The 19,311-nt window shown below is 38.2% G+C and carries 17 protein-coding genes; 11 read left to right on the plus strand and 6 right to left on the minus strand.

The window, feature by feature from the left end; translation table 11 throughout:
- Nucleotides 1–66 precede the first annotated feature (66 nt).
- The 4 genes from rnm to NBG71_RS03305 all read left to right on the plus strand — a co-directional run bounded on the left by rnm (nt 67) and on the right by NBG71_RS03305 (nt 4,067).
- Entirely contained in the window at nt 67–927 is an 861-nt protein-coding gene (gene rnm, locus NBG71_RS03290; protein WP_159242180.1) for an RNase RNM, read from the plus strand.
- A 24-nt stretch (nt 928–951) separates the two neighbouring features.
- Nucleotides 952–1,572, plus strand: a complete 621-nt coding sequence (locus NBG71_RS03295; RefSeq protein WP_023582284.1) for an L-threonylcarbamoyladenylate synthase — start codon at nt 952–954, stop codon at nt 1,570–1,572.
- 423 nt (nt 1,573–1,995) lie between these two features.
- The gene (rluB, locus tag NBG71_RS03300) at nt 1,996–2,919 is read left to right on the plus strand and encodes a 23S rRNA pseudouridine(2605) synthase RluB (protein WP_075672104.1); all 924 of its coding nucleotides are present in this window, start codon (nt 1,996–1,998) and stop codon (nt 2,917–2,919) included.
- A 200-nt stretch (nt 2,920–3,119) separates the two neighbouring features.
- Nucleotides 3,120–4,067, plus strand: coding sequence for a hypothetical protein (locus NBG71_RS03305; protein ID WP_250916532.1), 948 nt, complete (start codon nt 3,120–3,122; stop codon nt 4,065–4,067).
- 44 nt (nt 4,068–4,111) lie between these two features.
- On the opposite strand, the gene cobO is transcribed toward NBG71_RS03305, so the two are convergent.
- Nucleotides 4,112–4,702: a cob(I)yrinic acid a,c-diamide adenosyltransferase gene (gene cobO / locus NBG71_RS03310; RefSeq protein WP_250916533.1), complete on the minus strand. Its 591-nt coding sequence runs from the start codon at nt 4,700–4,702 to the stop codon at nt 4,112–4,114.
- A 25-nt stretch (nt 4,703–4,727) separates the two neighbouring features.
- Entirely contained in the window at nt 4,728–5,489 is a 762-nt protein-coding gene (locus NBG71_RS03315; protein WP_191902114.1) for a YciK family oxidoreductase, read from the minus strand.
- A gap of 213 nt (nt 5,490–5,702) precedes the next feature.
- On the opposite strand from NBG71_RS03315, the gene sohB reads away from it, so the two are divergent.
- The gene (gene sohB / locus NBG71_RS03320; protein WP_075672096.1) at nt 5,703–6,749 is read left to right on the plus strand and encodes a protease SohB; all 1,047 of its coding nucleotides are present in this window, start codon (nt 5,703–5,705) and stop codon (nt 6,747–6,749) included.
- A 474-nt stretch (nt 6,750–7,223) separates the two neighbouring features.
- Here the strand turns inward: sohB and NBG71_RS03325 are convergent, their stop codons facing one another.
- Nucleotides 7,224–7,472, minus strand: a complete 249-nt coding sequence (locus tag NBG71_RS03325) for a YciN family protein (protein ID WP_088495697.1) — start codon at nt 7,470–7,472, stop codon at nt 7,224–7,226.
- A gap of 307 nt (nt 7,473–7,779) precedes the next feature.
- On the opposite strand from NBG71_RS03325, the gene topA reads away from it, so the two are divergent.
- The 3 genes from topA to cysB all read left to right on the plus strand — a co-directional run bounded on the left by topA (nt 7,780) and on the right by cysB (nt 12,269).
- Complete coding sequence (topA, locus tag NBG71_RS03330) at nt 7,780–10,377, plus strand: type I DNA topoisomerase (RefSeq protein WP_075672092.1); 2,598 nt, start codon at nt 7,780–7,782, stop codon at nt 10,375–10,377.
- Nucleotides 10,378–10,532: 155 nt separating this feature from the next.
- Nucleotides 10,533–11,057, plus strand: a complete 525-nt coding sequence (gene sodC, locus NBG71_RS03335) for a superoxide dismutase family protein (RefSeq protein WP_099659693.1) — start codon at nt 10,533–10,535, stop codon at nt 11,055–11,057.
- A 237-nt stretch (nt 11,058–11,294) separates the two neighbouring features.
- On the plus strand, nt 11,295–12,269 hold the full coding sequence (gene cysB / locus NBG71_RS03340; protein WP_075672088.1) for an HTH-type transcriptional regulator CysB: 975 nt from the start codon (nt 11,295–11,297) through the stop codon (nt 12,267–12,269).
- A gap of 61 nt (nt 12,270–12,330) precedes the next feature.
- Here the strand turns inward: cysB and NBG71_RS03345 are convergent, their stop codons facing one another.
- Nucleotides 12,331–13,161, minus strand: a complete 831-nt coding sequence (locus NBG71_RS03345) for an Evf family palmitoylated virulence factor (RefSeq protein WP_083629077.1) — start codon at nt 13,159–13,161, stop codon at nt 12,331–12,333.
- 219 nt (nt 13,162–13,380) lie between these two features.
- On the opposite strand from NBG71_RS03345, the gene acnA reads away from it, so the two are divergent.
- Complete coding sequence (acnA, locus tag NBG71_RS03350; RefSeq protein ID WP_099659695.1) at nt 13,381–16,053, plus strand: aconitate hydratase AcnA; 2,673 nt, start codon at nt 13,381–13,383, stop codon at nt 16,051–16,053.
- 129 nt (nt 16,054–16,182) lie between these two features.
- Here the strand turns inward: acnA and NBG71_RS03355 are convergent, their stop codons facing one another.
- Complete coding sequence (locus NBG71_RS03355; RefSeq protein ID WP_109420116.1) at nt 16,183–16,998, minus strand: MetQ/NlpA family lipoprotein; 816 nt, start codon at nt 16,996–16,998, stop codon at nt 16,183–16,185.
- Between the two features lie 250 nt (nt 16,999–17,248).
- Complete coding sequence (ribA, locus tag NBG71_RS03360) at nt 17,249–17,848, minus strand: GTP cyclohydrolase II (protein WP_075672080.1); 600 nt, start codon at nt 17,846–17,848, stop codon at nt 17,249–17,251.
- Between the two features lie 266 nt (nt 17,849–18,114).
- Between ribA and pgpB the strand changes: the two genes are divergently transcribed.
- Nucleotides 18,115–18,834 (plus strand): phosphatidylglycerophosphatase B, encoded by a 720-nt coding sequence (gene pgpB / locus NBG71_RS03365; RefSeq protein WP_219495423.1) that lies wholly within the window; start codon nt 18,115–18,117, stop codon nt 18,832–18,834.
- Between the two features lie 219 nt (nt 18,835–19,053).
- A complete protein-coding gene (locus NBG71_RS03370; RefSeq protein WP_229578439.1) occupies nt 19,054–19,311 on the plus strand; it encodes a LapA family protein in 258 nt (85 codons plus the stop codon).

Here is a 19,311-nt window from a genome sequence, read left to right on the forward strand (position 1 = left end):
TCGTCAAGTACTTTATGGCATACTCTTTAAAAATTATTATCTTGCTAAGGTAAAAAGGGAGAAGCAATGACAGAAGTGCTATCTGATTTAAGAGTGATTTATGATTTGCACAGCCACACTACCGCGTCAGATGGCGAGCTTTCACCAGAAGAATTGGTTGATAGAGCGATAGAGCGTCAAATTAATGTCTTAGCGATTACCGATCACGATACAACGGCGGCGATTACTCCTGCTAATGATTATATTGCAGAAAAAAATCTGCCTCTTACCCTGATATCAGGTGTCGAAATATCGACTTTGTGGGAGAATATAGAAATCCATATTGTTGGATTGAATATTGATATCAACCACAACGCAATCAAGGCACTTCTTTTGTCACAAAGTCAATGTCGCGAAACTCGAGCGATAATGATTGGTGAGAGATTAGAAAAAGCAGGTATTGCAAATGCATTTGAAGGGGCAAAAGCCTTAGCGCATGATGGACAAGTGACAAGAGGACATTTTGCCCGTTTTCTCGTGAATGAAGGGCATGTTGCCTCGGTTAATAAAGTGTTTAAACGTTATTTAGCGAAAGGTAAAACCGGTTATGTACCACCACAATGGTGTTCAATCGGTGACGCTGTCACGGCAATTCATGAAGCTGGTGGTGTTGCAGTATTAGCGCACCCGGGACGATATGGTCTATCCTCTAAATGGTTAAAACGATTAACGCTTTATTTTAAACAACTCAGTGGTGATGCAATCGAAGTGGCACAATGCCAACAACCACCACAAGAACGGGAACAACACGCAGCATTAGCACAACTTTATGGGTTAAAAGCTTCGTTAGGTTCTGACTTTCATCGCCCTTGCTCGTGGATAGAATTGGGGCGTAATTTATGGTTACCCAGTGGCGTCGAACCCGTTTGGTCGCTATGGCAAGAGTAACATTAGAAATTCGTTGAGGGATGTATGAGCCAACTTTTTTATATTCACCCTGATAATCCGCAGGCTCGTTTAATTGAACAAAGTGCTGATATTTTACGCAAAGGCGGTGTGGTGATTTATCCAACAGACTCTGGCTATGCTATAGGCTGTTGTTTAGAAAATAAAGATGCAATGACGCGAATTTGTCGTATTCGCCAATTAGATAAAAACCACAATTTCACACTGATGTGCCGTGATTTGTCCGAAATCGCTAACTACGCTTATGTTGATAATGTGGTGTTTCGCTTAATAAAAAATAATACCCCAGGTAATTACACCTTTATCTTAAAAGCAACTAAAGATGTACCAAAGCGTTTGATGAATGATAAGCGTAAAACCATAGGGTTGCGTGTTCCTTCTAACCCAATTGCACTGGCATTGTTAGAAAACATTGGTGAGCCATTAATGTCAACAAGCCTGATTTTACCGGGCAATGATTTTGCGGAATCTGATCCGGAAGAAATCGAAGATTTATTAAGTAAACAAGTTGATTTGGTGATCCACGGTGGTTATTTAGGACAAAAACCGACAACGGTCATTGATTTAACGGAAGATACCCCTGTTATCGTACGCGAAGGTACGGGTGATATTACGCCATTTCAGTAAGCAATTTGGTTGATTAAACTAATTTGGAAGTAAATAATTCAATAGCGAAGAAATTTATCACGAGATAAAGAGATAAAAGGTGAAGGGATCTATCGCTTGTGTTAAATTTATACATTGCGATAAAAATCACGGTGACTGTTTTTGATATCAGTTATACCAACGCGCATTTTAAGCGCTAAGCACAGTAACTTGATAAGCAGACAAACGGTTAAGCTGTCACTATAGTTTTGCCAACATCGTTTTATCGGCACTATTTATTATCACAATGTTGATGTGAAAAATCATCAACATTGTTCACTATTGAATCAATAAACCTGTGTTTATTTCTTATTTTAATAAACATGGGTTATTTTTATTTAATTGATTTTTAAAAATTAATTCTATTTTTATGACGCCTGTGAAGGCGACACATGAGGTTGTTTCATGAGCGATAAATCGCAACGCACTGAAAAATTACAAAAAATCCTTGCTCGTTCTGGTCACGGTTCTCGCCGTGAAATTGAAGGTTATCTTCAAGAAGGACGTATCAGCATTGATGGTACAAAAGCGAAATTAGGTGATCGTATTGATGTCACCACTACAGCAAAAATCCGCTTAGATGGACGTATTCTAAATATTCGTGAAGCACAAAAAGATGTTTGTCGTGTGCTTGCTTATTACAAGCCTGAAGGTGAACTGTGTACTCGCAGTGATCCACAAGGTCGCCCGACTGTTTTCCAACGCCTTCCTCGCCTTAACAGTGCTCGCTGGATTGCAGTGGGTCGTCTTGATGTAAATACCAGTGGATTACTGTTATTTACAACAGATGGTGAATTAGCTAACCGTTTAATGCATCCTAGCCGCGAAGTTGAGCGTGAATACGCAGTACGGGTTTTTGGTGAAATTGATGATGCCAAAATTCGTCAGTTAACTCGCGGTGTACAATTAGAAGATGGCCCAGCTTCATTCCGCTCTGTTTCTTATCGTGGCGGTGAAGGGATTAACCAATGGTATAACGTTTCTCTTACAGAAGGACGTAACCGTGAAGTTCGTCGTATGTGGGAAGCGGTTGGTGTACAAGTTAGTCGCCTTATTCGTGTTCGTTATGGTGATATTGATTTACCAAAAGGCTTACCACGTGGTGGTTGGGTTGAACTTGGATTAGATCAAATCAACTATTTACGTCAGTTAGTTGAATTAAACGACGAGACAGTAACAAAAGTTGCAGTAGAAAAAGATCAGCGTCGCATCAAAGCGAATCAGATCCGTCGTGCTGTTAAGCGTCATACTAAGATTTCAGCACGCACTTCAACATCACCAGCTAAAAGAGCGTCAAGTCGTCGCCAGTCAGCAGGAAATAAAAAGTAATTAGCGAATAATTATTTATTATTTTAAATTAAAATATCATCTTTCATAAAGAAGCACCCATTGAATAGGGAGCTTCTTTTTTTTGATGGCTTTCTTTTTTCCATAAATGAAACTATGATGCACGGATTAATGAGATGAGAAGTCATTTTTATTAAAATAATATTTTATTTGTATATTTTACGATAAGGTATACGCGATATATGCATCGTTCTTTTTATTTAACAACAATGTTATGTGCGACTACTCTTACTACGGGTTGTGAGCCAACGACTAATTCAAACTCACAGTCTGGCGTGTTTTATATTAGTAACAATAAAACAACACCGTTAGTATTTCAAATAGATAATAATTCTTTTTGGATTAATACCGGTGAAGTGAAAGAAATAAAATTAGAGAATGGAAAACATGTATTAGTTGATGCTGATGGAACGAAGAAAACCTTTATGATTTATCCCGGTAATCATGGCGGAATAATTAATCCATCTAGGGAAATCTACTATAGTTTTACTTCTATTTTTTCTCCTAAAGAAGGCAGTGAGCATTTGTACTTAACAATGCGTTCCATTTGGATTAATGGCCAGCTTGTGCATGGTGCTATTAATAGCTCTGATGCTATGTTTATTGATAATAATGTTTTCCGCTGTGAAATCCCATTAAATGAACCTATCCCAACTTATTTACCTGATTGGAGTAATAAGGGAGTGGTAAATGTATTAACTAAGTGTTTTTCCCAATCTGAATTTCAAGATTTTATATCAAGAAAGCCATATGGTATTAATGTTTATGCAGGACGTAATTTATTAGAAGCCCATAAAGAAAAAGATAAATACAACTGGATAAATGATGAAAATACGCGAACAGATGATTTTATTCCAACATTGAGTCATATTGAATTTAATAATGGCGAAATGCTGAAAGAGGCTAAAAGTATTTATAAAATAACCAATTCCTATTTAGCTTCACGTGATCCGAATGAAAAGCAAAATTACTATAATGAATATCATTTTCATATAATGGCAATGGCTATGGTTTATAATCAGCAAATACAGAATGATATATTCGATGATAGAGAAGCTTACTTTAAACTGATAAATGAAACAGGGCGTATATTTGGTGCTGGCATATTAAGTGAGCCAGCTTTAATATAAATAATTATTCATTTTTACATAAATGAAAAGGTGGTAAGAGATTATTACCAATCTATGCCTTTTTGTGCTTTTATCCCACTATCAAATGCATGTTTAATAGGACGCATTTCTGTCACAGTATCTGCTAGATCGATTAATTTTCTATGACAGCCTCTTCCAGTGATAATGACATTTTGATGAGAAGGGCGAGAGCTAATCGCTGAAATAACCTCATCTAATGGTAAATAGTTAAAACTAATCATATAGGTAATTTCATCGAGAATAACGAGATCGTATTCTGGGTTATTAAGCAGTTTGAGTGCATATTGCCATGTATTTAAACAGGCGGCTGTATCTGCACTTTTATCTTGCGTTTCCCAAGTAAATCCAGTTTCCATTACATAGAAAGGTACGCCAAATTGCTCCAGTAGGTTACGTTCACCGTTTTCCCAAGTTCCTTTAATAAATTGCACAATACCAACCTTTTTTTGATGACCAACTGCGCGGGTTGCAGTACCCATAGCTGCGGTTGTTTTTCCTTTACCATTACCAGTAAAAATCATCACAATACCTTGTTCTCGTTGAGCTTGCTCAATTCGGGTATCTACTTTTTCTTTTAAACGTTGTTGGCGTTTTTGGTGTTGTGCATCATTCATTGAACTACCTCGAGCTTAGATTACGTTATTCAGCAGGGCCAGCTTTACGACCAGGTTGTGCATCTAAAGATTGTCCTTTCACATCAATACTGTCATCACTCATCAAATAGAGATATAACGGCATCAAATCTTTAGGTGTTTTTAGCTTTTGTGAATTTTCATCAGGGAATGCACTCGCTCTCATTGCTGTACGAGTACCACCAGGATTGATGCAGTTAATACGCAAAGTACTTTCGTTATATTCTTCATTAAGTACCTGCATAAAGCCTTCTGTTGCGAATTTTGATACAGAGTAAGCCCCCCAACCATAGCGACCTTGGCGACCCACACTGGATGTCGTGAGGATAAGACTCGCATGAGGCGCTTTGAGCATCAATGGCAATAGGGCTTTTGTGAGCATAAATGTCGCATTAACGTTAACTTGCATAACGTCATGCCAAAGGTTGCTTGGTTGATTAATGATAGGCTCAACAACACCTAATAAACCAGCATTTTGTAATACACCATCAATATGAGGGAAGCGTTTAACGAGAGTATCTGCAAATTGCTGAAAATCGTTCTCTGTCGCTGTAAGTAGGTCAAGTGGATATAACATAGGTTGTTGGCCACCTGATGTGATTATCTCTTCTTGAACATCCTCAAGTTTTGATAGAGTACGGCCTAATAAGATAAGTGTTGCGCCGTATTGCGCATAAGTTAGAGCAGCTTCTTTTCCTATGCCATCACCAGCACCTGTTACTAGAATAATTTTATCTTTTAGCACGCTATGATCGGGTTGATATTGCAACATATTGATATCCTGTCTAGTAAAAAGTAAATAAAGTGTAACGTCTTATTTGTCTAGCGACCAGTTTAGTCTGACTTTTTGTTTACAATTTATGGCTGTTTTCTTTATGGTATTAAACATAATCATGCCTTTGTTGCTGGCGCTAAAGCAGAATTTCGTTAAACTAGGCGTATTGATTTGAGTCAGTGTTATTAACCTTAAAAAGAGGTCTTTGTGGAATATATTTTGCAATATGGACTGTTTTTAGCAGAAATTGTCACTGTTGTTGTGGCGATTATCGCTATCGTGTTGTTTTTCGTCGTGATTGGAAATAAAAAGCAAAATCGTAAAGGGACATTAAGAGTCACAGATCTTGCTGAAGCCTATGAAGAAAAACAGCGCGTTATGCAACAAGCGAAAATGGACGATGCTGAATTAAAAGTCTGGTATAAAGCATTTAAGAAGCAACAGAAAAAAGAGAATAAACAGAGTAAAAACAATGCGAAAGAAGGTAAAAAAGGCGTTGTAAAACCTTGTTTATATGTGCTTGATTTTAACGGTAGCATGGATGCCCACGAAGTGGGTGCATTACGTGAAGAAATCAGTGCCATTCTTTCTGTTGCACAATCGGGTGATGAGGTATTACTGCGTTTAGAAAGTCCGGGTGGTATGGTTCATGGTTATGGATTAGCAGCAGCTCAGTTAACGCGTTTAAAAGAAAAGGGCATTAAACTGACTGCGGTTGTCGATAAAGTGGCTGCCAGCGGAGGATATATGATGGCATGTGTAGCAGATAAAATTGTTGCTGCACCATTTGCGATTATTGGTTCGATTGGTGTTGTGGCTCAAATCCCTAATATTCACCGTTTACTCAAGAAAAATGATATTGATGTTGAGTTACATACTGCTGGCGAATATAAACGCACATTAACTCTATTAGGCGAAAATACCGAAGAAGGACGTGAGAAATTTAAGCAAGATTTAAATGAAACACATCTGTTATTTAAATCATTTGTGCATAAATATCGCCCTCAACTTGATATCGATAGTGTTGCAACCGGTGAGTATTGGTACGGCTCAGAAGCACTAAACAGAGGCTTAATTGATGAAGTTGGTGTGAGTGATGATTGGTTGATCGGCCATATTAATGATTTTGAAGTTCTCTCTGTCCAATATGTTACCAAGAAGAAAATGGTCGAACGTGTTACAGGCGGTGCAGTGGAAAGCATTGATAAACTGATGATGCGTTGGGTACAAAGAAGTAAAAAACCGCTACTATAAGTCAATAAGTACACTATAAATGATATCAGCGATACGGATTATTGCTGATATCATCTTTTCTTATCCATCACTATTCCCTAATCTTTCAAATAAATATTCTATTCTAAAAGCTTTTATTTCGATAAGACAAAAAAAAGCCAGTGAAAATTTCACTGGCAATCAAAGAAATAATTGATATTGCTTATAACAACAACAGGGTAAATATTTCCTCTTTCTAGGAGGTTTCAATATAACCGTAAATAGAAAATAAAAATAATTGATATTACTGATTGTATTGATAGGTAAGTGTAATCGTGAGTTGAGATGTGACAGAAAATCCGCATTATGTTCAAAATGAATTTTTATTCTTTATTTTTGTTTGGTTATGCCAGTTATTGTCATCTAAATGAATGCAATAACTGGCAAGCAAAGCCTCTTTTTTTGTTATCGATAAATTTACTTTAGTGATTAAATAAAAATAATCACGAAGATGATTTATTCTAAATGGTATTTATCAGATAACACATGAGCTAAATGCTTAAACATATTGAATGCTGCGGTGCTTTTTGCAGTAGGTAAACCTTGTTCATCTAAAAAAAATTCACCTTTAAATACGAGGACATTACCTTTCTGTTCAACCGAATCAGCACGCATACCGTGTATATAATCTTCATGTTCACATATGATTTTATTCGCTTTTTCAAGTAGCATCTCTGTTGTAATCGGTGTAGTTTGTGTTGACATAATATGTGCTCCTTAGAAAAATAATTTGTTGCGCCTCACTTTTTATCAGGTAGAGTGTGGCATTTTTAAAAGCTTAGCTACTCTATATGTAGCAAACAATGATTTGCCTGTACCCGATCAAAGCGATGAGGTGATTAAAATACCTCAAAAAAAGTCACGAGTTTTGAGCTCGAACAAAAGCTTTGAATAAAAACAGGTTGATATATTGCAAAACTAACGCAATATAAAAAAGAGATTTTAAACATTTTTTTAGTTGAAGGTATTAAACGATACCGTCATAACAAAGTTTAATTAGGTAAAGGTAATTATGGGTAAAGCTCTTGTTATCGTGGAGTCCCCGGCTAAAGCCAAAACAATCAATAAATATCTTGGCAATGACTACGTAGTTAAATCTAGCGTGGGTCACATTCGTGATTTGCCAAAGAGTGGTTCTGGCAGCCAGAAGAGCGAAAACTCATCCGCCACGAAAGGCGTGAAAAAAGTTAAAAAGGATGAGAAATCAGCCTTAGTCAGCCGTATGGGAGTTGATCCCTATAACGGATGGAATGCGAATTATCAAATTCTACCCGGTAAAGAAAAAGTAGTGGCTGAACTAAAAGCATTGGCTGAGAAAGCTGATCATGTCTATCTCGCAACGGACCTTGACCGCGAAGGAGAAGCTATCGCGTGGCATTTACGCGAAGTTATCGGCGGTGATGATGAACGATTTAGTCGAGTGGTTTTTAACGAAATCACTAAAAATGCCATTACACAAGCTTTCCAAACTCCGGGTGAGTTAAATATAGATCGCGTTAACGCGCAACAAGCACGTCGCTTTATGGATCGTGTTGTGGGCTATATGGTTTCACCTTTACTTTGGAAAAAAGTGGCTCGTGGATTATCTGCGGGTCGAGTGCAATCAGTTGCCGTGCGTCTTTTAGTTGAACGTGAGCGTGAAATTAAAGCCTTTGTTCCCGAAGAATATTGGCAATTACACGCGTCACTGTTAACGCCTGATGAACAGCCATTGCGTATGGAAGTCACGCATTATAATGATAAAGCCTTCAACCCTGTTTCATCTGATGAAACACAGGTTGCGGTTAAAGCATTACAGAATGCGACCTTCACGGTAAAAGATCGTGAAGATAGACCAACATCCAGCAAGCCAAGCGCACCACTTATCACATCAACCTTACAGCAAGCGGCAAGTACGCGCTTAAGCTTTGGTGTGAAAAAGACGATGATGCTAGCTCAGCGCCTTTATGAAGCAGGTTATATAACCTATATGCGTACTGACTCAACTAACTTAAGTCAGGATGCAATTCAAATGGCGCGTGATTATATCAATGAGAATTTTGGCGCTAAGTATTTGCCGAAAGAGCCAAACGTTTATTCGAGCAAAGAAAATTCTCAAGAAGCGCACGAAGCTATCCGTCCTTCAGATATCAACGTTATCGCAGAATCTTTAAAAGATATGGATAACGATGCCAAACGTTTATATCAACTGATTTGGAATCAATTTGTTGCTTGCCAAATGACACCGGCAAAATACGATTCGACCACATTAACAGTCGAATCAGGTGATTATAAACTACGTGCTAAAGGTCGGACTTTACGTTTTGCAGGTTGGACGAAAGTCATGCCAGCGATGCGTAATAAAGATGAAGATAAAACCTTACCAGCCGTTGATGTAGGGGCAAAACTAGCTTTAGCTGAATTAGAACCTACTCAGCACTTTACTAAGCCACCAGCTCGTTTTAGCGAAGCGACGTTAGTTAAAGAATTAGAAAAACGCGGTATCGGCCGTCCATCAACATATGCATCTATCATCTCCACCATTCAAGATCGTGGTTATGTGAAAGTTGAAAACCGTCGTTTTTATGCAGAAAAAATGGGTGAAATTGTAACCGATCGCTTAGAAGAGAATTTTAGCGATTTAATGAATTATGATTTTACTGCGCAAATGGAAGATCACCTCGACCATGTTGCTAATAATGAAGAAAACTGGAAAGCGGTATTAGATGCGTTCTTCACCGATTTTAGTCAGCAATTAGAAATTGCTGAAAAAGATCCTGAAGAAGGCGGAATGCGACCAAATCCAATGGTTATTACGTCGATTGAATGTCCAACCTGTTCTCGTCATATGGGAATTAGAACGGCGACAACAGGCGTATTCTTAGGATGTTCAGGCTATGCTTTACCGCCTAAAGAGCGTTGTAAGCAAACCATTAACCTTATCCCTGAAGATGAATTATTAAATATTCTTGAAGGGGAAGATGCAGAAACCAATGCATTACGTGCTCGTCGTCGTTGCCCGAAATGTGGTACTGCAATGGACAGTTACCTGATTGATACTCATCGTAAATTACATGTTTGTGGTAATAATCCTGCATGTGATGGTTATGAAGTTGAAGAAGGTGAGTTCCGCTTAAAAGGTTATGAAGGTCCAGTTATTGAGTGCGATAAATGTGGATCTGAAATGCACCTGAAAATGGGGCGTTTTGGTAAATACATGGGCTGTACTAATGATGATTGTAAAAATACCCGTAAGATCTTAAAAAGCGGTGAAATTGCACCACCAAAGGAAGATCCCGTTCCGCTTCCTGAGTTGCCATGTGAAAAATCAGATGCTTACTTTGTCTTACGAGACGGTGCTGCGGGCGTCTTCTTGGCTGCAAACACGTTCCCTAAATCAAGAGAAACGCGTGCACCAAAAGTAGAAGAACTGGTTCGCTTTAAAGACCGTTTAGCAGAGAAAATGCGTTATTTAGCAGAAGCGCCGGTGGCTGATCCTGAAGGAAACCCAACGATTGTGCGTTTTAGCCGTAAAACAAAACAGCAATATGTTTCTTCAGAGAAAGATGGCAAAGCAACAGGCTGGTCTGCGTTTTATGTCGATGGTAAATGGGTTGAAAAAACCAAATAACATCGGTATTACGTGCTAAATAAAAAAGCGACTAATGAGAGTTAGTCGCTTTTTTGTATTTAGAAGGTATGCTAATTAAAGATATTGAAACAGTATTAATGGTTGATTTCTATTTGTCTGATATTTTACTTTGCTAATAATAAGACGGAGATACTATGAAACTGATGCCTTTGTTACTATCTGGCTTACTCTTCACTTCTGTGGCGAGCGCTGCAACGTTAGATGTCACGTTAAAAGAAGCCTTACCAACGGGTGCTGGCAACGATATTGGTGTTGTCACTATCACTGAAACTGATTATGGGCTGTTATTTACGCCAAAACTCACTGGATTAACACCGGGTATTCATGGTTTTCATATTCATGCTAATGGTTCTTGTGAACCAGATATGAAAGATGGCAAACCTGTACCCGCTTTAAAAGCGGGTGGCCATTTAGATCCTGAAAAAGTTGGTGTTCACTTGGGGCCTTATAATAAAAATGGGCATCTAGGTGATTTACCAGGATTAGTCGTGAATGACAAAGGTGTTGCAGATTATGCAGTATTAGCGCCAAAACTCACCAAACTTGAGCAAGTGAAAGATAAAGCAATCATGGTGCATGTGGGGGGAGACAACTATTCTGATGATCCCGAGGCTCTTGGCGGTGGTGGTGCAAGAATGGCATGCGGTGTGATTAAATAATTTAGTACCATTATTATGAAATAAAAGCTGACAGTGAACGTCGGCTTTTTTTATGCTTGTTTATAGCTTATAACTATTCGATATAACAAAACCTAAATAACGCTATTAATTACGTTAGACCGAAATGAAATAAGTGATATAGTGGTTATATATTACATCTTTATTATTCTTTTTAGTTATATGAATATAAATAGAATAACGGAATAATAAGTCTTTTGTTGAAGGGATAGCCTCTCCATGAAATTACAACAGTTGCGTTATATCGTTGAAGTGGTGAATAACGATTTAAATGTTTCAACCACGGCAGAGCGTTTGTATACATCTCAACCGGGAATAAGTAAACAAATTCGCATGTTAGAAGATGAGTTAGGTATACAAATATTTTCTCGTAGTGGTAAGCATCTAACGCATGTGACACCTGCGGGTGAAGAAATTGTAAGGCTGTCTAGAGAAATCTTATCAAAAACAGAAGCTATTCGGTCTGCTGCGGGTGAACACACTTATCCAGATAGAGGCTCATTATCGATTGCAACAACGCATACACAAGCTCGTTATGTATTACCTCCAGTAATAAAAGGTTTTATTGAGCGCTATCCTGATGTTTCATTGCATATGAACCAAGGGTCGCCAACACAAATTGCTGAAGATGTATGCAGAGGTAAAAGTGATTTTGCGATCGCGACAGAATCACTGCATCTTTATAACGATTTAGTGATGTTACCTTGTTATCGTTGGAACCGTATTGTGGTGGTTTCAAAAGATCATCCATTGGCACAAAAACGAGAGGTGACGCTGAAAGAGCTTGCGGGTTACGATATTGTCACTTATACCCAAGGTTTTACTGGGCGTTCTGATCTTGATGATGCTTTCGGTAAAGTAGGGTTAAAACCTAAAATTGTTTTCACTGCAACCGATGCGGATGTTATTAAAACTTATGTGAGATTACATTTAGGTATTGGTGTGATTGCCAGTATGGCATTTGATCCTGTACTCGATAGCGATTTAGTCGCAATTGATATGCGTGATAAGTTTAGTTATAGCACCACTAAAATTGCATTCCGTCGTAGTGGTTTCTTACGTGGCTATATGTATGATTTTATGTGGCGTTTTGCCCCTCATCTTACGCGTAATTTGATTGAACAAGCGGTTGCATTGCGAACTAACGAAGAGATTGAAGAGTTATTTAAAGATATCGAATTACCCTTAGTGTAATACTGAAAGGCGGGTGATCCCCGCCTTCAAGCGTGTTCATAAACCTAATTTCTGCTATTACTCATTTCAAATAAAAATCCCCACTAAAAAAAGCATCGGATTTTGCAATACTTAACTGACGATATTTATTTAAAAAATCATAAAATTGCTGATTAATCAGTGGATCATCAAGTGCGCTAGCATCAAATACAGAAGTAATAGTCGTGTACTCTAAAGAGAGGGTAAATTTACGACCTATACAGCTGGCGAGTAGCATTTTCGCTGATTGATAAGAAAAACGTAGACTCAAAATTTTCAGCTTTGGAACAAAAATAAGATGATTATTATGATTGAGTATCTCTGTGATCCCCGCAATAGTTATCGTTTGATAGCTGTCTAATGATTTTCGTAAGCCGACTTCTATTTTTTGTCCTTGGGTACGTAAGAAATCAATAAACTCTCCAAGTGCGGGTGATGTGGCATTGATTGCAGCACCTAGTAATAACTGAATAAATGCTTGAGCAACGGAAAAATCAAAGGTTTGCTTATGAAGCTTTTTTGTTTCGATTTTATTGTGCCCTAGAAGGGGTAAATGATTGAGGGTATCTAACCAATGTTCAGGGCGATAATAGGCTTCATTATCCTCTTTTTTTAATGCAGCAAGATGGTTTGCCATAATAGAAATGAGTCCAATTTGAATATTTTTAAGTTGTGACATTTTTTCTATTTCGGAAGGCTCAAAAGGTTTTGGTGATGCGATGATAAACTGCACTAAACCTTCTGCATCTTTTATGTTTTGAGAATGTAATGCATTCATCGATAAGGTTTGCGGAAAAGGCGGTGTAACAGGCTCCGCAAAATAGCGATCGGCATTCATAATATTTTTTAGTAAATCAGATTGTTTGTTATTCATAAATATTATCCTTACACAGTTATACCTCCGCCATTAAAGTCTAATTAAGTGAAAATCTAGAGACTAAAATTTATTAACATCATGACAGTCATAACATTGCGTTAACAAATCGTGTGATCTTTAAGCGAAATTCAATGTTATATGATATGTTTAATAGATAACCTTACCTATTTTGATGGTTTAAACATGCTGTCAGTATAAAAATAAGAAGGAGGAGCTATGTCGTTACGTTTGAAAAAAGAGAGCCATTCCACGCTCTTAGTCGGATCTCAAGAATATGAGTATTACCGTCTTTCAGAAGTTGCCCGTCAATTAGGCGATATTACCCGCCTTCCTAAATCTCTGAAGGTGTTACTAGAAAACTTAGTGCGTTATCTCGACAATGAAACTGTTGTTGAAGAGGACATTAAGGCGTTGGTTGAGTGGCAAAAAACAGCGCATGCATCACGTGAAATTGCTTATCGACCTGCAAGGGTGCTTATGCAAGATTTTACCGGTGTACCTGCGGTCGTTGATTTAGCCGCTATGCGTGAAGCAGTGAAATCTTTGGGTGGGCAAGTGGATAAAGTCAATCCATTATCACCTGTTGATTTGGTTATCGATCACTCAGTTATGGTTGATGAATATGCCAGTAAAAATGCGTTTGCTGAAAACGTGGAAATTGAAATGGAGCGTAACTATGAACGCTACCTTTTCTTACGTTGGGGACAGCAATCCTTTGAACGCTTCCGTGTTGTGCCACCAGGTACAGGAATTTGCCATCAGGTAAACCTTGAGTACTTAGGTAAAGCTATTTGGTCTGAAGTGCAAAATGGACGTCATGTGGCTTATCCAGATACCTTAGTTGGCACGGATTCTCACACCACAATGATCAACGGTCTTGGTGTCCTAGGTTGGGGGGTAGGAGGCATTGAAGCAGAAGCTGCAATGTTAGGTCAACCTATCTCCATGTTAATTCCTGATGTTGTTGGCTTTAAATTGACAGGAAAATTACGTGAAGGGATCACCGCAACTGATCTGGTTTTAACCGTCACCCAGATGTTACGTGCTCATGGTGTTGTTGGTAAATTTGTAGAGTTCTATGGAGACGGTTTAGCATCGTTACCTTTAGCTGATCGCGCAACAATAGCGAATATGTCACCAGAGTATGGTGCGACCTGCGGATTTTTCCCAATCGATGATATCACCCTTGATTATTTACGTTTAACAGGACGTGAAGAACAAGAAATTGCGCTTGTTGAAGCTTATAGTAAAGAACAAGGTTTATGGCGCCATACTGGCGATGAGCCTATCTTTACGTCAACTTTATCGCTAGATATGGGAACTGTTGAAGCAAGCCTTGCTGGGCCTAAACGTCCTCAAGATAGAGTTAATTTACCTAATGTTCCGAAAGCATTTAAAGCGGCAGTAGATCTTGAAACTAATAAGAAACCACTGGCGAATACTCCTCAAGTAAAAATCGATGATTATCCAGCATTTGAGTTAACTGATGGTGCTGTCGTTATTGCAGCGATCACATCATGTACCAACACATCAAACCCTAATGTTTTAATGGCAGCCGGATTACTGGCTAAAAATGCGGTAGAAAAAGGATTACAGCGTAAACCTTGGGTTAAGTCTTCTTTGGCTCCAGGCTCTAAAGTGGTCACGGATTATCTTAATCTTGCAGGATTAACCCCTTATCTTGATGAATTAGGATTTAACCTTGTGGGATATGGTTGCACAACATGTATTGGTAACTCAGGACCTTTATTAGCACCGATTGAAAGTGCAATTAAGGATAATGATTTAACTATTGCGGCTGTATTATCTGGTAACCGTAACTTTGAAGGTCGAATTCATCCCTTAGTGAAAACCAACTGGTTAGCCTCACCGCCTTTAGTGGTTGCTTATGCTTTATCAGGAAATATGAATATCGATCTCACTAAAGAGCCATTAGGTAAAGATAAACAGGGCAATCCTGTTTATTTAAAAGATATTTGGCCTGATAGTAAAGCGATTGCTGATGCTGTTGAGAAAGTTAAAACAGAAATGTTCCATAAAGAGTACTCCGCTGTATTTGAAGGTGATGAAACATGGAAATCACTGAAAACACAAGATACACCTGTCTATGATTGGCAGCCCGATTCTACCTATATTCGACATCCTCCTTTCTTTGAAGGAATGTCAAAAATACCAGCGCCAATTAAAGATATTCATCAAGCCAGTATTTTGGCTATTTTAGGTGATTCGGTGACAACTGATCATATCTCACCTGCGGGTAATATTAAGGCAGATAGTCCAGCGGGACGTTATTTACGTGAACACGGTGTCGAGCCGAAAGATTTTAACTCTTATGGATCAAGGCGCGGTAATCATGAAGTCATGATGCGAGGCACATTTGCCAATATTCGTATTCGTAACGAAATGGTGCCTGGAGTAGAGGGTGGTTTTACTAAGCATATCCCAACAGGTGAAACACTGGCTATTTATGACGCCTCAATGCGTTATCAGCAAGAAAATACACCATTAGCGATTATTGCTGGTAGTGAATACGGTTCAGGCTCTAGTCGAGACTGGGCTGCGAAGGGAACACGTTTATTAGGTGTACGAGTCGTTATCGCAGGCTCTTTTGAGCGTATTCACCGTTCCAACTTGATCGGTATGGGAGTTTTACCTTTAGAGTTTCCTAAAGGGGTAACACGTCAAACATTGGGCTTAAAAGGTGATGAGAAAATTGAGATCACAGGGCTTAATGCATTAACACCGAGCCAAGATGTCGCAGTTAATATTACTTTCGCAGATAATCGCACTGAAACCATTATGGCGCGTTGTCGTATTGATACTCAAACTGAATTAGCCTATTTCCAACACGGTGGCATATTGCATTATGTTATTCGTAATATGCTTTAATTAGGTTTAGTTGTAATAAATCAAACGCCTCATTATAAAAATAATGGGGCGTTATATTCCTCGTATAGATATTGCTTTAGATGATGCTTGGTATTTTGAAAGAAGACCTGATGCTAAATTGAGCTTCTATCACCAGCCCTGAATCGCGCCGCCGTTAAAAATGGTTTCGGCCGCGGTGGCAACTTCGGGTGATTGGTAAGCCTTAATAAAATCCCGCACGTTATCAGCGTCTTTGTTCTCTTCTCTTGTCACAATAATATTGGTGTAAGGAGAGTTTTTATCTTCAATAAAAATACTGTCTTTGGTAGGAGATAAATTAATTTGCTGTATGTAAGTTGTACTGATAATTGCGACAGTCACCTTTGGATCGTTTAAAACTCGTGGTAATTGTGCGCCTTCTAGCTCCATAATTTTAAGTTTAAGTGGATTATCAATAATGTCGATAGCCGTAGGCAATAAACCACTGTTTGGTTTTAATGTAATCAGCTTTTCTTTATCTAATAGCAGTAATGCTCGACCTAAATTGGTAGGATCGTTAGGAACGGCAATGGTATCGCCTGATTTTAACTCCGAAGGATGCTTAATTTTTGTTGAATAGCCAGCCATAGGAAAAACAAAGGTATTACCAACTGCGACTAAATTGTAACCACGAGATTGATTATCTTGGGCAAGAAAAGGGCGATGTTGAAAAACATTGGCATCAAGCTCTTTATTTGCGGTGGGATCGTTAGGTAATAAAGAGCCACTGAAGCTCACCAATTCAACCTCTAAGCCATATTTTTCTTTTGCGACTTTTTTGGCAATTTCAGCCACATCTTGTTCAGCACCATTAATTACACCAACCTTGATTGAATAGCTGGTTTTATCGCTATTATCACAACCAGTTAATAACGTTCCTGCTAATAATAGTGCGCCGAGGATCCTACCAGAAAAATGTAATGGCATAATGCATTCCTATGAAAATTTATTTATTAATAAATAACTTAGAATAAGATTGATAGTCAATGAAATCGCATATGACAAATTTTCACATGATATAATTTAATGATGAAAGAGCAGTAAAAAAGAACAAAATATCAGCAGAGAAAAATAGATAAAGAATGAATTTACAAGGCAATAGAGTAAAGTGATAAATAAAAAATCCGAGTGACTCAGACTCGGATTTGAAAATAATTAATGCTGTGTTGTTACTTTATTATTGCGCTTTCTTAAATAGAAGATGACCCATTTTATCGGCTTTAGTATCAAGATAATGCGCATTGCTTGGATTACGTCCAACGATCAATGGCACTCGCTCGATAACATTAATGCCTGCGGCTTTCATGATTTCAATTTTCTTCGGATTATTGGTTAATAACCGAACTTCATGAACACCTAATAGGTTATACATGTCAGCACAAAGGGTAAAATCACGTTCGTCAGCTTTAAAACCTAACTCGAGGTTCGCTTCAACGGTATCTAATCCTTTATCTTGTAGTGCATAAGCGCGTATTTTATTTAGTAATCCAATATTTCGGCCTTCTTGGCGATGATAAAGTAATACGCCACGACCCGCTTTGCTGATTTGTGAAAGCGCAGCTTCAAGTTGGAAACCACAATCACAACGCAGGCTAAATAAAGCATCGCCCGTTAAGCACTCTGAATGAATACGAGATAATACGGGCTCTGAGCCTGAAATATCACCGTAAACAAGTGCGACATGATCTTTTCCTGTTGCGATTTCTTCAAAACCAACCATTAAAAACTCACCAAAAGGGGTAGGTAGTTTTGCTTCTGCGATACGTCTTAATTTCATTATTTTTGACTCATAATTTCAGGTGAAACTCTCGTTCAAGATTATACACTTTATAACGAGAACAAAGAGAAATAAAACACTGAAATGCTTCCATGTCTAATAGGCAAGGAAATGGGGTAACACACACTTATAAATTCACACCATTACAAATTATCAGATTTTGCGCCTTCTTGCATAATGATTTATTGCTAAACTTGCATCGTTTATACTGATAATCTTTAGCTGTGAACGGAAGATAATATTTGTATTTAAGAAGGGGCAATATATTGAATAAGCAAATAACAAAGTTGGTTCTATTAGGCAGTATGTTGCTCTTAATCATACCGAGTGTTGTTTTGATATTGGGTTGGAAATGGCAACCTACCGACCACCCTTTAGGCGGTATAAGTACATTATGGATAGCAGATAGTGCAGCAAAACCTTGGGGTGCTGTGACTATTATTACTTTCTTAACGTTGCTTTTTATGGTTTTAAAATTAAAGCGTAACCATTTTATTCAATTAGCCGTGATAATTATTGCTACACTGGCTATTGGACAATTAATTAAAGTTGCGGTTAAAAACACAGTAAAAGAGCCTCGTCCTTATGTTGTTTGGGTTAGTGAAAATTTGCACATTAGCTCTGAGGCTTTTTATCAAGTTTCAAGACTAGAGCGAGAACAATTGCTTCAAAATGGATTAACCAACTCACCTGTGATCCCTGAATGGCAACTTAAACATTGGAAAGCTGAAACGGGTTATGCTTTCCCGTCGGGTCATAGCTTATTTTCTGCCACGCTCGCATTATTTGTTTTTGCCCTTTTTATGTTGCGTCGTCATTATTTTTTAGCGTCACTCGGGTTATTATGGGGAATTGATGTCACGGTAGGGCGTATTGTATTAGGAATGCACTGGGCATCTGATGTGATTGTCGGTATTCTTATCAGCACAGTGCTGGTTTGGTGTGCATTTAAGGTGATTGAGCGACGTTTATTGCTCAAATCCTAACGATAGCCCTTATTTTTGAGATACAGAATGTCTTTTTCGATATTTATGTGAAAAAATATACGAAAATCAGATGATTCTAAGAAATCACTTTCTTTGTGCGCAGTGAAAATGCTACCTTTATCTGTCTACTAAAGAAAAGAGAATAAAAAAGGAAATAATGTGAAAAAAGTCCTACTTTTTATTTTGGTTATTCTTGTTCTTGCCATCGTGGTGATCGCCATGACTTTAGGCACAAATAACGATCAGGTAGTCACATTTAATTACCTTATTGCTCAAGATGAATATCGTATTTCTACCTTGTTAGCGACCCTGTTTGGTGTAGGCTTTGTACTTGGCTGGATTGTAAGTGGTGTTTTTTATCTACGTGCACGCTTATCATTAGGCCGAGCAAAACGTAAAATTAAACGTCTTGAAAGCGCTCAAACAAAACAAGAAAACCAAGAAAGTCGCCCAACGGTTGCTTCTGCTACGAAATAA

Origin of the sequence: Proteus sp. FZP2095 (assembly GCF_023701425.1) — a bacterium.
GTDB lineage: Bacteria > Pseudomonadota > Gammaproteobacteria > Enterobacterales > Enterobacteriaceae > Proteus > Proteus cibarius.